This is a genomic window from Glycomyces lechevalierae (assembly GCF_027622945.1).
Lineage (GTDB): Bacteria > Actinomycetota > Actinomycetes > Mycobacteriales > Micromonosporaceae > Glycomyces > Glycomyces rutgersensis.
The window spans coordinates 18,216-32,466 of record NZ_JAPZVQ010000014.1; the positions used below are offsets into that span (position 1 = coordinate 18,216).

Sequence of the window (14,251 nt, forward strand, 5' to 3'; positions counted from 1 at the left end):
CAGCGGGCAGTGAGTGCGGTGAGGATGAGGAGTGGATGGGACGGAACGAGACGAGAGGCCTTGGGGTCATAGGGCCGACTCGGTCTCGGGGCGCCGTGAGCCGGGCACGGCGTCGAAGGTGAGCGTCGCGTCAGGTGTCGCCCGCTGGAGATCGCGGTGCACCACATGGCACGAGAGCTTCCTTCGGGAAGGAGTGGCCTGCAGGGGCGGCTCGGCCGCGTCGCACAGGCCCGGTTCGAAAGCGGGGCAGCGAGGATGGAACGCGCACCCGGCCGGCAGGTCGCGCAGGCTCGGGATCTCGGCCGAGCGGAGCTGCTCCGCCGAGCGGTTCGCCTTCGCCAGGTCCGGGTCCGGCTCGCACACCGCGCCGATGAGGGCCTTGGTGTACGGGTGCTGCGGGTTCCCGATGACCTCCGGGGTCGGGCCGTGCTCGACGACCTTCCCCAGGTACATGACCGCGATCTCGCCGTCCCACGCGAAGTACTTCGCGACGGCCAGGTCGTGGGTGATGAACAGGAAGCCGACGTCGAGCTCGTCGCGCAGCCGCCCAAGAGTATTGAGGAGGCTCACCCGGATCGAGACGTCCAGCATGGAGGTCGACTCGTCGCAGATGAGCAGGTCCGGGTTGAGCGCGAGCGAGCGCGCGACGTTCACGCGCTGGCGCTGGCCGCCCGACAGCTGGTGCGGGTACGAGTCCAGGTAGGACTCGGGGGGAGTGAGGTCGACGAGCTGCAGGAGCTCGGCGGCCTTGGCGCGGGCCTCGGTGCGGTTCTTGACGATCCCGTGCTTCTTGAGTCCCGCGCTGAGCGTGGAGAAGACGGTGCGGGTCGGGTTGAGCGCGGCGTACGGGTCCTGGTGGATGTACTGCACGGCCCGGCGGTACTGCCCGCGTTCGGCGGCCGTCATCTCCGCGAGGTTCTTGCCGCGGAACTCGACCGTGCCCGCGGTGGGCTTGGTCAGACCGGCGGCCGCGCGGGCGGTCGTGGTCTTGCCGCAGCCGGACTCGCCCACGAGGCAGAGCACCTTGCCGGGCTTGACCTCGAGGTCGACGCCGCCGACGGCGGGCACGGGGCCCTTCTTCGTCTCGAAGACCTGCTCCATGCCGGAGAGCTTCAGCAGAGGCGCGTTAGACATTGGCGCTTTCTCCTTCAACGAAGCTTGCGAGTTGATCAGTGGCGCTGCGCGCGAGCCGGACCTGGTCGTGGTGGAGGCAGGCCACGGAGTGGTCCATCCCCGAGGGGCGCTCGGTGAGGAGCGAGAGCGGGACCCGGTCCTGCTTGCAGGCGTCCGTGGCGAACGCGCAGCGCGGGTTGAACGCGCAGCCGTCCGGCATCGCCTTCAGGCTCGGCGGGTAGCCGGGGATCGACTCGAGCGCGGGCCGGTCGCCCTTGACGGGCATGACCGCGTTGATGAGCCCGGCCGTGTAGGGGTGCTTCGGGTCGTAGAAGATGTCGCGGGCCGAGCCGGTCTCGATGATGCGGCCGGCGTACATGGTGGCGACCCGGTCGGCGAGCTCGGCGGCGAGGCCGAGGTCGTGGGTGATGAACACCATCGTGAACCCGAACTTCTTGCGCAGCTCGTGGAGCTGCTGCACGATCGAGCGCTGCGTGAGCAGGTCGAGGGCCGTGGTCGGCTCGTCGAGGACGAGCACCTGCGGGTCGAGGGCGATCGCGAGGGCGATGAGCGCGCGCTGCTTCATGCCGCCGGAGAGCTCGTGCGGGTAGGACTGGAGCACGCGGTCGGGGTCGAGCCGCACGGTCTCCAGGAGCTCCCCGGCGCGGGCCTCGACGGCGGCCTTCGTCCACTTCTTGCCGTCCGCGTGGTCGCGGAGGGTGTCGGCGAAGTGGTCGAAGATCCTGATCACGGGGTTGAAGGCGTTCATGGCGCCCTGGAAGACCATCGCGGCCTCGTTCCAGCGGAAGCGGCGCAGCGGCTCCTTCTTCATCTGGAGCAGGTCGGCGCGGGAGCCGTCCTTGAGCCGGTACGTCAGCGAGCCGGAGGTGATCTCGCCGAGGTTCGGGAGCAGGCGCAGCAGGCCGAGGCCGAGCGTGGTCTTGCCGCAGCCGGACTCGCCCACGAGCGCCAGGGACTGGCCCTCGTACAGGTCGAGGTCGATGCCGCTGACGGCGGTCACCGACTCCTTCCTGCCGGTGCGGTAGGCGATCGAGAGGTCGCGGACGCTGAGAATCGGGTCGCTCATGCTCTTACCTTTCTCGCAGTCGCGGGTTGAGGGCCTGGTCGAGGCCGCGGCCCATGGTCACCAGGCCGATCGTGAAGAGCACGATCATCAGCAGCGGCGCGAGGACGAACGGCATCGCGACCGGGTTGAGGTAGAAGTTCTGGCTCCACGACTGGTGGATCATCAAGCCCCAGTTGGGGGTTCCGGAGGGCATGAGGCCGAGCACGTAGAGGCCCACGATCGCGTAGATCGCCTGGTTCACCGCGATCACGAAGTTCACGAAGATGAACCCGGCCATGTTCGGCAGGATCTCGCGGAAGACGATGCGGGCGGTGCCGAGGTCCTGCAGCCTCGCGGCCTCCACGAACTCGCGTTCCTTGAGGGACATGACCTGCGCCCGGATCGAGCGGAAGAGGAAGGCCCACATGGTGGAGCCGACCACGAACGCGATGCCCCATGCCGGGATGTCGTCGAAGAACGCGACGACCGCGAGCATGAGGAGGAACTGCGGGATGGTGACGGTGACGTCGGTGAGCTGCAGCAGGACCGCGTCGATCTTGCCGCGGAAGTAGCCTGCGGCCGAGCCGAACACGACGGCCACGAACACGGCCATGAGTGCGGCGAGCGTGCCCACCCAGATCGGTTCGGCCCCGGAGTTCACCAGGATCGTGAACGTGTCCTTGCCTTCGTACTGGGTGCCGAGCCAGTGCGCAGAGGACGGTTCGGTCCAGATCTGCGTCGTGTCCGTGGGGTTGTCCTGGTTCACCACGAGGGGCCCGACGAAGGAGAACAGCACGATCCCCAGGACCAGCACCGTCCCGGCGAAGCCGGCGGGGGAGCGGGTCAGCCCCGTCCACACCCGGCCGAAGAACGTCTCTCCGAACTGCTTGCGCGGCTTCAAGATCGCCGCATCCACGGTGCTCATCAGGCGTCCTGCCCTTCGGACTTGATGCGGGGGTCGATCTTGACGAGCACGAGGTCCACGATCAGGCTCGCGATGACCACCGAGGTCGCGAGGATGATCACGGCGGCCTGCACGACCGGGTAGTCGCGGTCGGCGATCGCGCTCATGAGCATCTGGCCGACCCCGGGGTAGTCGAGGATCTGCTCGATGACGATCGAGCCGCCCACGAGCATCCCCATCTGCAGCGCGATCTGCGGCACGACCGGCAGGAGCGCGTTGCGCCCCACGTAGCCGCGCGAGATCCGGCCCGGCTTGAGGCCCCTGGCGCGCGCCACCGTCACGTAGTCCTCGGTGAGCACTTCCGTCGTGGCGGCCTTCATGTTGAGCATGAACGAGCCGGTCGCGGTGAACGCGAAGGCGAGGATCGGCAGGATCGCGTGGAAGGCCGCGTCGCCGAGGAACACCGGGTCGAACCCGGGCTCGACGCCGGCGGTGATGCGCCCGCGCATGTCGAGGAACGGCAGGATCCCGAGGACCGTGTAGCCGAGGACGACGACCGCGGCGATGAGGATGTAGTTCGGCACGCCCGTCAGGAACGAGCCGATCGAGGTCATCGCGTGGTCGAAGCCCGAGCCGCGCCGGTAGGCCATGGCCATGCCGACCGAGACGCCGATGACGACCGCGAGGACCACGCCCGCGCCCACCGAGAACAGCGTCCAGGGCAGGTACTCCATGACGTGCTCGAGGACCGACTTGCTCGGGTTGGTGAGCGAGTTGCCGAGGTCGAGGGTGACCAGGCCCTTGAGGAAGTCCAGGTACTGGCCCCACGCCGACGCGTCCGGGTCGTAGTTGACGAGGTTCTGGGCCGTGGCCAGCGCCTGGTCGTGCGACATGCCGGCGCTGTTGAGCCGCCCGGCCATGATCTCGATCGGGTCGCCGGGCATGAAGTGCATGAGGAGGAAGGTGATCGTCGAGACGAGCCAGATCACGAACACCGACTGGAGGACGCGGCGGAAGGCGTAGGACGTCCACACGCGCCGGACCACGGTGGCGGCGGTGCGGGGCGGCGTGCCCACGGATGACAGAGCTGATTTACGGCTCGCAAGCTTCGCCGTGGGTGGAGCGGCAGGTGCGGTCACCTCGGTGCACTCCTTCGTGCGCTAGTCGGGGCCCGGTTCGGGAACGAGCCGGTGATCCTCGGACGACGGGGGGCGAAACAAATTGGAAAGATTGTTTCTAGTTAAAGAAGCTACCCGTCGTGACCCGGGGCACGCCAGCCTTGAGACGGAATCGTTATCCGTGCGCCCGGCTTGTGACCATCGACTCCCGGGCCCGGGCGCGGCCTTCCACGGTAAAGCCAGTACGCTCGTACTGTTAGGGGCGCGAGCTCCGGCGCCCTCGTAGGCGCAGTCAACCCAGGCGCAGGTGAGCGCAAGGAGAGGTAGCGAGACTATGGCGAAGATCAAAGTTGCGAACCCGGTCGTCGAGCTCGACGGCGACGAGATGACCCGCATCATCTGGAGCAAGATCAAGGACGAGCTGATCCACCCCTACCTGGACGTGGACCTCAAGTACTACGACCTCTCCATCGAGCACCGCGACGCCACCGACGACCAGGTCACGGTCGACGCCGCGAACGCGATCAACCAGTACAACGTCGGCGTCAAGTGCGCCACCATCACCCCCGACGAGGCCCGCGTCGAGGAGTTCGGCCTCAAGAAGATGTGGCGCTCCCCGAACGGCACCATCCGCAACATCCTCGGCGGCGTGGTCTTCCGCGAGCCGATCATCATGAGCAACGTGCCCCGCCTCGTCCCGGGCTGGACCAAGCCGATCATCATCGGCCGCCACGCCCACGGCGACCAGTACAAGGCCACCGACTTCAAGGTCGACCGCCCCGGCACCCTCACCGTCACCTTCACTCCGGCCGACGGCTCCGAGCCGATCGAGATCCAGGCCGCCGAGTACCCGGAGGGCGGCGGCGTCGCCATGGCGATGTACAACTACAAGAAGTCCATCGAGGACTTCGCGCGCGCCTCGTTCCGCTACGGCCTGGCCCGCGACTACCCGGTGTACATGTCCACCAAGAACACCATCCTCAAGGCCTACGACGGCATGTTCAAGGACGTGTTCCAGGAGATCTTCGACAACGAGTTCAAGGCGGACTTCGACGCCAAGGGCCTCACCTACGAGCACCGCCTCATCGACGACATGGTCGCCGCGGCCATGAAGTGGGAGGGCGGCTACGTCTGGGCCTGCAAGAACTACGACGGCGACGTCCAGTCCGACACCGTCGCGCAGGGCTTCGGCTCGCTCGGCCTCATGACCTCCGTGCTCATGACCCCCGACGGCAAGACCGTCGAGGCCGAGGCCGCGCACGGCACCGTGACCCGCCATTACCGCGCCCACCAGCGCGGCGAGAAGACCTCGACCAACCCGATCGCCTCGATCTTCGCGTGGACCCGCGGCCTGGCCCACCGCGGCAAGCTCGACGGCACCCCCGAGGTCACCGCCTTTGCCGACGAGCTCGAGAAGGTCGTCATCGACACCGTCGAGAGCGGCAGGATGACCAAGGACCTCGCGTCGCTGGTCGGCAAGGAGCAGGAGTGGCAGACCACGGACGAGTTCCTCGACACCCTGTCGGAGAACCTGGCCAAGAAGATCGCTGCCAAGTTATGGCTCGCGAGCTTCGCCGAGAGTGCGAAGTAGTGCGTAACCGGGCCGTCCGCGGCTCGTTGTAGAGGGAAGCGGTGAACGCTCCGGCGCGATCCGCCCCTTCCCAGTTGGAGGCCCCGGCCGACGTGTGCAGGCGCACACTCGGCAGGGGCCTCCCCCCTTTCGGGACTTGTAAACTAGGCGGGTTCACAGCCGTCGATCGGAAGGCCGCAAACTCGTGAGAGGCGTCATCCTCGCCGCCGGACAGGGGCAGCGCCTGCGCCCCGACACCGACGCGCTCCCCAAGACCCTCCTGCCGGTCACCGGGACGGAGACGATCCTCGACACGATCGTGCGCGGCCTCGCCGAGGTCGCCGTCACCGACCTCGCGATCACCGTCGGCCACGCCGCCGAGAGGATCCGCGAGCACGCCCCCGTACTCGAGGACCGGTACGGCGTCACCGTCCAGATCGTCGACAACGACAAGCCGCACTGGAACAACGCGTACTCGCTGTGGACCGCCCGCGAGCACTACAAGGCGGGCGCCCTGCTCGTCAACGGCGACACCGTGCACCCCACCAGCATCGAGCGGAACCTCCTCGCGGCCGCGGAGACCGATCCCCGGCTCCTCCTCGCCCTCGACGACCACAAGACCCTCACCGACGAGGCCATGAAGGTCCGCGTCGGCGAAGGCGGCGTCGAGCTCATCCACAAGCAGCAGCCGATCGCGACCGCCGCGGGCGAGTACATCGGCGTCAGCCTCATCCCCGCCGGGCTCGCCGCCGACCTCACCAAGGCCCTCGAGGCCACGTTCACGCGCGACTCGACCCTCTACTACGAGGACGCCTACCAGCTCCTCGCCGAGGCCGGCCAGATCGGCACCGTCTCGACCGGGCCCGTGGCCTGGACCGAGGTCGACGACCACGCCGACTGGGCCGCTGCCAAAGAGATCGCGAAGCTTGCGGAGCGATCCCGGCAGCAGAGCGCGAAGGGCCTGTAGGTTGCCGACCTTCGCGCGCACCGTCTTGGCGCCCATCACGGTCGAGGTCTCGGCCGGAGCGCTGAAACGGCTCCCCGAACTGCTCGCCGACGCCCGGATCTCCTCGGGCGGGCGCGTCGCGGTCGCCCTCGGGCCCGGCCTCGGCGAGAGCATCGCCGCCGAGCTCGACCACCTGCCCGACGCCACCGTGCACACCGTCACCCCCGGCAGCCTCCACAGCGCCAAGGAGCTCACCAAGAGCCTCCGCGACGACCACCGGGTCGACGCGCTCGTGGGCATCGGCGGCGGCAAGCTCCTCGACACCGCGAAATGGGCCGCGTCCGACCTCGGCCTGCCCATGGTCTCGGTCGCCACGAGCCTCGCCCACGACGGCCTCGCGTCCCCCACCGCCTCGCTCGAACGCGACGGCGTCTCCGTCTCCTACGGGGTCCACCCGCCGCTCGCGGTGCTCGCCGACCTCGACTTCATCCGCCAGGCCCCCGCCCACCAGCTGCAGTCCGGCATCGGCGACGCGCTGACGAACCTCTCGGCCGTCGCCGACTGGCAGCTCTCGCACGAGGTGAACGGCGAACCCGTGGACGGCCTCGCCGCCGCCATCGCCCGCACCGGCGCCGAAGCGGTGCTGCGCCACCCGGGGACCATCGCCGACGACGCGTTCCTGGCGACCCTCGCGGACGCGCTGATCCAAGGCGGCCTCGCCTCCAGCATGGCCGGGTCGTCCCGGCCCTGCTCGGGCGGCTGCCACGAGATCGCGCACGCGCTCGAAGCACTCCACCCCGGCCTGGCGTCCCACGGGGCGCAGGGCGCGGTAGGAGCATTGGTGTGCACCTGGCTGCGGGGCGACAAGGCCCTGTTCCAGGAGCTCTCCGCCGCCATGCGGCGGCACGGGCTGCCGCGCACCGCAGATGAACTCGGGTTGAACATCGCGGAGCTCGCCACAGCGGTGGCCTACGCGCCGAGGACCCGGCCAGGCCGTTATACGATTCTCGAACATCGTGAACTGGACTCGGTGGCGCTGGAGCGACACCTGACGGAGATGATGCATGAGCTCGATTAGCCCGCACCCCGACGGAGTCTCCGGCCCAGCCGGGAACAACGACGGGAGCCCGGAGAACTCCGATGCGGCCGCCCCCCAAGGCGGCTTCGGTCCCGGGCCTTCGGCCGCCCCCGCGGGATACCCGCCGGGAGGCTTGAGCTCCGGTTCGGCGGCTTTCGCGAGCCCGCCGCCGTCCGCCGCGCCCGGCATCACCCCGGGCCACCCGGGCGCCGGCCACGCCCCGCCGCCTCCGGCGCAGGCCCCGCAGCAGGGCTACGGCGGCCCCGCGCCCTACGGCGCGGCCGCCGGCCAGCAGCAGGCGTACGGTGCCCCCGCGCACCACCAGAGCCCGGCACCGCAGCACCCCGGTTACGGTGCGCCCCAAGGGCAGCAGCCCTACGGCACACCGCCGCCGCCCCCGCCGCACGGCCCCGGCCAGCCGCAGCAGCCGTACGGCGCGCCGCAGCCGCACGGGCCTGGTCAGCCGAACCCGTACGGCCAGCCCGCGCCGGGCGGCCACTACCAGCCGCAGCAGCCCCCGCCGCCTCCGGCGACGGCACCGGCGCCGCACGGCCAGACGCCCCCGCCGCCCGCGGCGGCCCCCCCGCACCCGGGCCAGCAGTCCGGCCAGCAGGCCCCCGCCTCGCAGGTCCCGCAGGCGCCCTACGCGACTCGCGCCGAACCCGGCCGCGACATGCCGATGGCCGGGGCCTCCCCGATCCGCCGCAACCTCGACGACACCGCCGAGCTCCCGGCGTTCCTCGACTCGGCCCGCAGCGACGAGGGCCCGGGCACCGGGGCCATCCGCATCAAGCAAGAGGCGGAGGTCAAGCCGCTCAAGCGGAAGTTCCCGCTCACGACCGGCTTCACCGCGCTCATGCGCCACCGGTACGCCCTGTCGGTCCTGGTCCGCCGCGACCTCGCCGTCAAGTACCAGGGCACGGCGATGGGGTACATCTGGTCCCTCATCGAGCCGCTGGGCCTCACGCTCATCTACTGGTTCGTGTTCGACCTCGTCTTCGGCGGCGGCAAGGCCATGCCGGAGGACGCGAACGGCAACCAGGCGGGCTACCTGCTCTTCATCGTCTCCGGCATCTTCGCCTACCAGTGGTTCAGCTCCGCGGTCAACGAGGGCGCGAAGTCCCTCAACGGCCAGGCGGCCCTGATCACGGTCATGAAGGTCCCGCGCGAGGTCTTCCCGGTCTCGAAGGTCTTCGCGCGCTTCGCCGAGTACGCGGTCGGCTTCCCGATCCTCCTGGGCGTCGCCATCTGGCAGGGCGGGACCTTCGGGCTCAACCTCCTGTGGCTGATCCCGGCGATCCTGACGCAGACGATGCTCCTCGCGGGCATGACCTTCGTCCTCGCGGGCGCCAACGTCCTCTACAAGGACGTCTCGCGCTTCCTGCCGCTGATCATGCGCGTCCTCTTCTACGCCTCGGCGATCATCTACCCGGTCACCAAGGTCTCCGATGCGGACGCCATGCAGGAGAACCCCTGGCTGTTCGACATCTTCTCGTCGAACCCGCTCATCGGCATCTTCTCCATGCACCGCGCGGTCTTCATCCCGGCGCTCGCGCCGAACACCTTCCAGCTCTGCGTCTCGATCGGCGTCTCCGCCTTCCTGATGTTCTTCGGCCGCTGGATCTTCTACCGCCTCGAACCCCGCGTCCTCAAGGCGCTCTAGCGAACCCGAACGGCCCCGGTCTGCAGCCCAGACCGGGGCCGTCCGCGTCCCCGCCGCAACGTCAGGACTTTTCCTCGCCTTCGGTACGATTGCCGCGGATCCGGCCCCGAGACCCGATGGAGAACGCGCCCCATGAGCGACACGCTCCTGCTCCCGCGCGTCACCGCCGGCGCCTCCGCACCGCGGCCCCGCTGGGACGGCATGGGGTTCAGGCCCGACGTCCAGGGCCTGCGCGCGATCGCCGTCGGCCTCGTCCTCGCCTCCCACGCCGGGCTCCCGCACACCGCGGGCGGGTACGTCGGCGTCGACGTCTTCTTCGTGCTCTCCGGGTTCCTCATCACCTCCCTGCTCGTCAAGGAGGTCTTCGACACCGGCCGGATCTCCATCGCCGGGTTCTACGCCCGCCGCGCCCGCCGCATCCTGCCCGCCGCGAGCGCCGTCACGGTCGCGACCGCCGCCGGGGCCTGGCTGTTCTTCCCGGTGACCCGCCTCGACGCGGTGCTCCAGGACGCCCTCGCGGTCATCGCCTACTACGTCAACTACCGGTTCGTGGCCGAGCAGTCGGAGTACCTCAACGCCGACCAGATGCCCTCCCCGTTCCAGCAGTTCTGGTCCCTGGCCGTCGAAGAGCAGTTCTACGTCGTGTGGCCGCTCCTGCTGCTCGCCCTGCTCCTCTGCGTCCGCCGCAGCCCGCGCCGCCTCGTCGCCGCGGGCATCGTGTTCTCGGCCGCGATCGTCGCCGCGACCCTCGCCCTCTCGGTGCTCGTCACCGCCCAGTCCCAGGCCACCGCGTACTACGCGGCCCACACGCGCGCTTGGGAACTCGCGGCCGGCGCGTTCCTCGCGCTGATCCTGCCCCAGCTCAAACGGCTCCCGCAGGCCCTCGCGTGGCTCCTCGGCATCGGCGGCCTCGCCGCGATCCTCGCCTCCGGGCTGCTCTACACCGAGACGACCCCGTTCCCCGGGTACGCGGCCCTCGCGCCGGTCCTCGGCACCATGGCCGTGATCGCCGCCGGCTCACCGCCCGGCCGCAACCCCGTCTCGGGGCTGCTCGGCACCGGCCCGTTCCAGTTCTTCGGCAAGATCTCCTACAGCCTCTACCTCTGGCACTGGCCGGTCCTCGTCCTCGCCCCGCTCGCCCTCGACGTCGAGCCCACACTGCGGCTCAACCTCGTCCTCCTCGTCGCCACGGTCGGCATCGCCCAGCTCAGCTACGCGTGGATCGAAGAGCCCGCACGGAACTGGAAGCCGCTCAAGACGAGCAGCACCGCCGGCATCGCGGCCGGCCTCGCCTGCGCGCTCCTCTCGGCCGCCCTCGTCCTGACGCTCGTCCATGTGTTCCCCAAAGCCGAACGCGACGGCGCCGGCGGCGCCATCGCGCCGGTCGCCGCATCCGACCTCACCGCCGCCCTCCAAGCCGGCCTCGAGACCGACACCGTCCCCGCCGACATCGCCCCGCCCCTCGCGGACATCGCGGACGACATGCCCGTCGTCTACCCCGACGGCTGCCACCTCGAATACGAGCAGACCGACCTCCCCGACGGCTGCGTGTACGGCGACCCCGACGCCGACACCCTCGTCGTCCTCGCCGGCGACTCCCATGCCGCCCAATGGTTCCCGGCCCTCGAAGCGCTCGCCGAACGCGAGGGCTGGAAACTCCTCGACCGCACCAAGAGCTCCTGCACCTCCGCCCTCGTCCACGTCGGCAGCACCCGCACCGACGGCGAGTACACCGAATGCTGGGAGTGGAAGCAGCACGTCGCCGACGAGATCGACGAGCTCAAGCCCGACCTCGTCGTCTACGGCAGCACCGACAACTACGGCATCATCGGCGCCGACGACCCCGCCCAGGCCTGGGCCGACGGCTGGACCGCCACCCTCGACCGCACCACCGCCGCCGCCGCCCACACCGCCGTCCTCACCGACACCCCTTGGGCCACCGGCGAAGCCGCCCCCGACTGCCTCGCCCTCCACCAGGACGACGCCTCCCGCTGCCTCGACGAGAACCCGTACGCCTTGAACCACCTGGAATTCCGCGAGGCCGGACGCGCCGCCCAAGAGGCCACGGACGCCCAGGTCATCGACACCGAACCCTGGTTCTGCATCGACGATCGCTGCCCCCTCATCGTCGACGGCATCGCCGTCTACCGCGACAAGCACCACATCAGCACCCCCTACTCGCTCTACCTCACCGACGTCCTCGGCGCGGCCCTCCCCGACCTCTCCTGAGGACGACGCCCTTGGGGCCCAAGCAGGACAGTGCCTCGGGTGCGATATCGGTAGGATGAGAGCCGCGGCTCCGCAACAGGTGTGCCCGGAACGCCGAGCAGGCCCACACTGCTCCGCACGCCGGATCAAAGCGCCTAGGATGGGGCGACCCGACGCGCCCCGGCACCCCTAGACGGAGACCCTGCACCATGACCTCGCCCCAGACCCCAAGGCCACCGCACAGCGCCGCCCCGGGGCCCGGGGTCAACGAGGAGACCCTCCACCTGCCGACGACCACGGTGGGCAGCATGGCCGCCCCGCAGACCGGAGCGCCGTCGAAAGGCCCCGTGGCCGGCATGCCCGCCGCCGGCGCGCCGCAGCGCACCGCGCCGAGTCCTTACCCGCAGCGGCCCGCCTTCCAAGCGCCCCCGCCCGCGCCCTCGCAGGCCGGCGTCGGCGGCCACCCGAGACCCGCCGCCCCCGCTCCCGCGCGCGTCCCCGTCCACTGGGAAGGGGTCGGCTTCCGCCCCGACATCCAAGGGCTGCGGGCCGTCGCGGTCGTCCTGGTGCTCCTCTCGCACGCCGGATTCGGCTTCGCCGCAGGCGGCTACGTCGGCGTCGACGTGTTCTTCGTCCTCTCGGGCTTCCTCATCACCTCGCTGCTGGTGAAGGAGGTCTTCGACACCGGCCGGATCTCCCTCGCCGGGTTCTACGCGCGCCGCGCCCGCCGCATTCTGCCCGCCGCGAGCATCGTCACGATCGCCACCGTCGTCGGCGCCTGGCTGTGGTTCCCCGTCACCCGCCTCGAAGCGGTCATGCAGGACGCGTTCACGGTCATCGTGTACGTCGTGAACTACCGGTTCGTGTCGGAGCAGACCGAGTACCTCAACGCGGACCAGATGCCCTCCCCGTTCCAGCAGTTCTGGTCCCTGGCGGTCGAAGAGCAGTTCTACCTCGTCTGGCCGCTGCTCCTCATCGGACTGATGTTCCTGGCGGGCCGGTCCCCGCGGAAGTTCGTCGGAGCGGGCGTCGCCGCCAGTGCGGCCGTCCTCGCGATCTCGCTGGTGCTCTCGGTGCTCGTCACCCAGCAGTCGCCGCCGACCGCGTACTACGCGGCGCACACCCGCGCCTGGGAGCTCGCAGCGGGCGCGATCCTCGCGCTCTCCTTGCCCACGTGGAAGAAGACCCCGAAGGCCGTCGCCTGGATCCTCGGCATCGGCGGCCTCGCCATGGTGCTCGCCGCGGGCTTCCTCTACGACGGCGGCACCCCGTTCCCCGGCTACACCGCCATGCTGCCCGTCATCGGCACCATGCTCCTCATCGTCGCCGGCACGGGCGCCACGGGCCACCCTGTCGGCAGGCTGCTGAGCACCGGCCCGTTCCAGTTCGTCGGCAAGATCTCATACAGCCTCTACCTCTGGCACTGGCCGATCCTCATCCTGCTGCCCCTCGCCGTCGGCGCGGAGCCCTCGATCCTGCTCAACGTCGTCCTCCTCCTCGGCGCGATCGCCTTGGCGCAGTTCACGTACCAGTACATCGAGGAGCCGGTCCGCAACGCGCGCCCCCTGAAGGCCAGCAACCTGTGGGGCCTCGCCGTCGGTGTGGCCTGCTCGGTTGTAGGCATCGCCATGATCGTGACCCTCACGGTCGCCTTCCCGCGGAACCCGGTGGGGGAGTCGGCCGACCCGAGCGAACTCGAGCAGGCCTCGGATCTCAGTTCCCTCGAAACGGACCTCACCGCGGCCCTGAGCCTCAGCTCGGTCCCCGAAGACCTCACACCCTCCCTCATCGACGTCGCGAGTGACCAGCCCGCGATCTACGACAATGACTGCCACCTGCGCAAGGTCGAGTCCGCGCTGCCCGACGGCTGCGTGTACGGCGACCCGGAAGGCGCGAAGACGGCCATGCTGTTCGGCGACTCGCATGCGGCCCAATGGTTCCCGGCGCTTGACCGGATCATGGAGGACCGGGGGTGGCGGCTGGTCGCGCGCACGAAGAGCGCCTGCACGCCCGTGTCGGTGTCGGTCGAGGACCAGGAAACCGGCGAGTACTACGAGCAGTGCGACGACTGGCGCGGCAACGTCCTCGACGAGATCGACGAGACCGCGCCGGAAATGGTGATCCTCGGCTCAGCGGAGACGTCGAGCCTGGTCGGCGTGGACGACAAGACGCAGGCGTGGCTGGACGGATGGCAGACGACCCTCGACCGGATCGGCGAGGCGGGCGCGCAGGTTGTCGCCATCGCAGACACGCCTTGGTCCGAGGAACCGGTTCCGGAGTGCATCTCGATGCACCTGGACGAGTTGCAGGAGTGCAACATCGCCGAGTCCGAGGGGATCAAGCTGCCCGACCGCCGCGCCGCCGCCATCGAGTTGCAGGAGGAAGCGGGGGCGGTGGTGATCGACCCGCTCCCGTGGTTCTGTACTCAGGGGACCTGCCCCGTGATCGTCAGCGATATCCTGGTCTACAGGGACGCCCACCATATGACCACCCACTACGCCGTCACGCTGGAGAGCCTCCTCGAAGCCGCGCTCCCCGACCCGTGACGGCACGGGACGCCCGCCCCCGCATCCCCCGGGCGGCGT

Annotated in this window: 10 protein-coding genes; 6 read left to right on the forward strand and 4 right to left on the reverse strand. The window is 69.9% G+C overall.

Annotated features, from left to right (window positions below):
• Positions 1-66: 66 nt before the first annotated feature.
• Genes O2L01_RS19395 through O2L01_RS19410 form a run of 4 tightly spaced genes read right to left on the reverse strand, consistent with a single transcriptional unit; the run spans position 67 to position 4,159 of the window.
• Positions 67-1,134 (reverse strand): ABC transporter ATP-binding protein, encoded by a 1,068-nt coding sequence (locus tag O2L01_RS19395; protein WP_270123667.1) that lies wholly within the window; start codon positions 1,132-1,134, stop codon positions 67-69.
• The gene (locus tag O2L01_RS19400) at positions 1,127-2,200 is read right to left on the reverse strand and encodes an ABC transporter ATP-binding protein (RefSeq protein ID WP_270123668.1); all 1,074 of its coding nucleotides are present in this window, start codon (positions 2,198-2,200) and stop codon (positions 1,127-1,129) included. Before O2L01_RS19400 ends, O2L01_RS19395 begins: the two co-directional genes overlap by 8 nt.
• A gap of 4 nt (positions 2,201-2,204) precedes the next feature.
• Complete coding sequence (locus tag O2L01_RS19405; RefSeq protein ID WP_270123669.1) at positions 2,205-3,104, reverse strand: ABC transporter permease; 900 nt, start codon at positions 3,102-3,104, stop codon at positions 2,205-2,207.
• On the reverse strand, positions 3,104-4,159 hold the full coding sequence (locus O2L01_RS19410; protein ID WP_270123670.1) for an ABC transporter permease: 1,056 nt from the start codon (positions 4,157-4,159) through the stop codon (positions 3,104-3,106). Before O2L01_RS19410 ends, O2L01_RS19405 begins: the two co-directional genes overlap by 1 nt.
• Before the next feature lie 376 nt (positions 4,160-4,535).
• On the opposite strand from O2L01_RS19410, the gene O2L01_RS19415 reads away from it, so the two are divergent.
• The 6 genes from O2L01_RS19415 to O2L01_RS19440 all read left to right on the forward strand — a co-directional run bounded on the left by O2L01_RS19415 (position 4,536) and on the right by O2L01_RS19440 (position 14,212).
• On the forward strand, positions 4,536-5,792 hold the full coding sequence (locus O2L01_RS19415) for an NADP-dependent isocitrate dehydrogenase (protein WP_270123671.1): 1,257 nt from the start codon (positions 4,536-4,538) through the stop codon (positions 5,790-5,792).
• 184 nt (positions 5,793-5,976) lie between these two features.
• On the forward strand, positions 5,977-6,738 hold the full coding sequence (locus O2L01_RS19420; protein ID WP_270123672.1) for a phosphocholine cytidylyltransferase family protein: 762 nt from the start codon (positions 5,977-5,979) through the stop codon (positions 6,736-6,738).
• Position 6,739: 1 nt separating this feature from the next.
• Positions 6,740-7,795, forward strand: a complete 1,056-nt coding sequence (locus O2L01_RS19425) for an iron-containing alcohol dehydrogenase family protein (protein ID WP_270123673.1) — start codon at positions 6,740-6,742, stop codon at positions 7,793-7,795.
• The gene (locus O2L01_RS19430) at positions 7,782-9,458 is read left to right on the forward strand and encodes an ABC transporter permease (RefSeq protein ID WP_270123674.1); all 1,677 of its coding nucleotides are present in this window, start codon (positions 7,782-7,784) and stop codon (positions 9,456-9,458) included. Before O2L01_RS19425 ends, O2L01_RS19430 begins: the two co-directional genes overlap by 14 nt.
• A 132-nt stretch (positions 9,459-9,590) precedes the next feature.
• Positions 9,591-11,687, forward strand: coding sequence for an acyltransferase family protein (locus tag O2L01_RS19435; RefSeq protein ID WP_270123675.1), 2,097 nt, complete (start codon positions 9,591-9,593; stop codon positions 11,685-11,687).
• Between the two features lie 188 nt (positions 11,688-11,875).
• On the forward strand, positions 11,876-14,212 hold the full coding sequence (locus O2L01_RS19440) for an acyltransferase family protein (protein ID WP_270123677.1): 2,337 nt from the start codon (positions 11,876-11,878) through the stop codon (positions 14,210-14,212).
• Positions 14,213-14,251 lie beyond the last annotated feature (39 nt).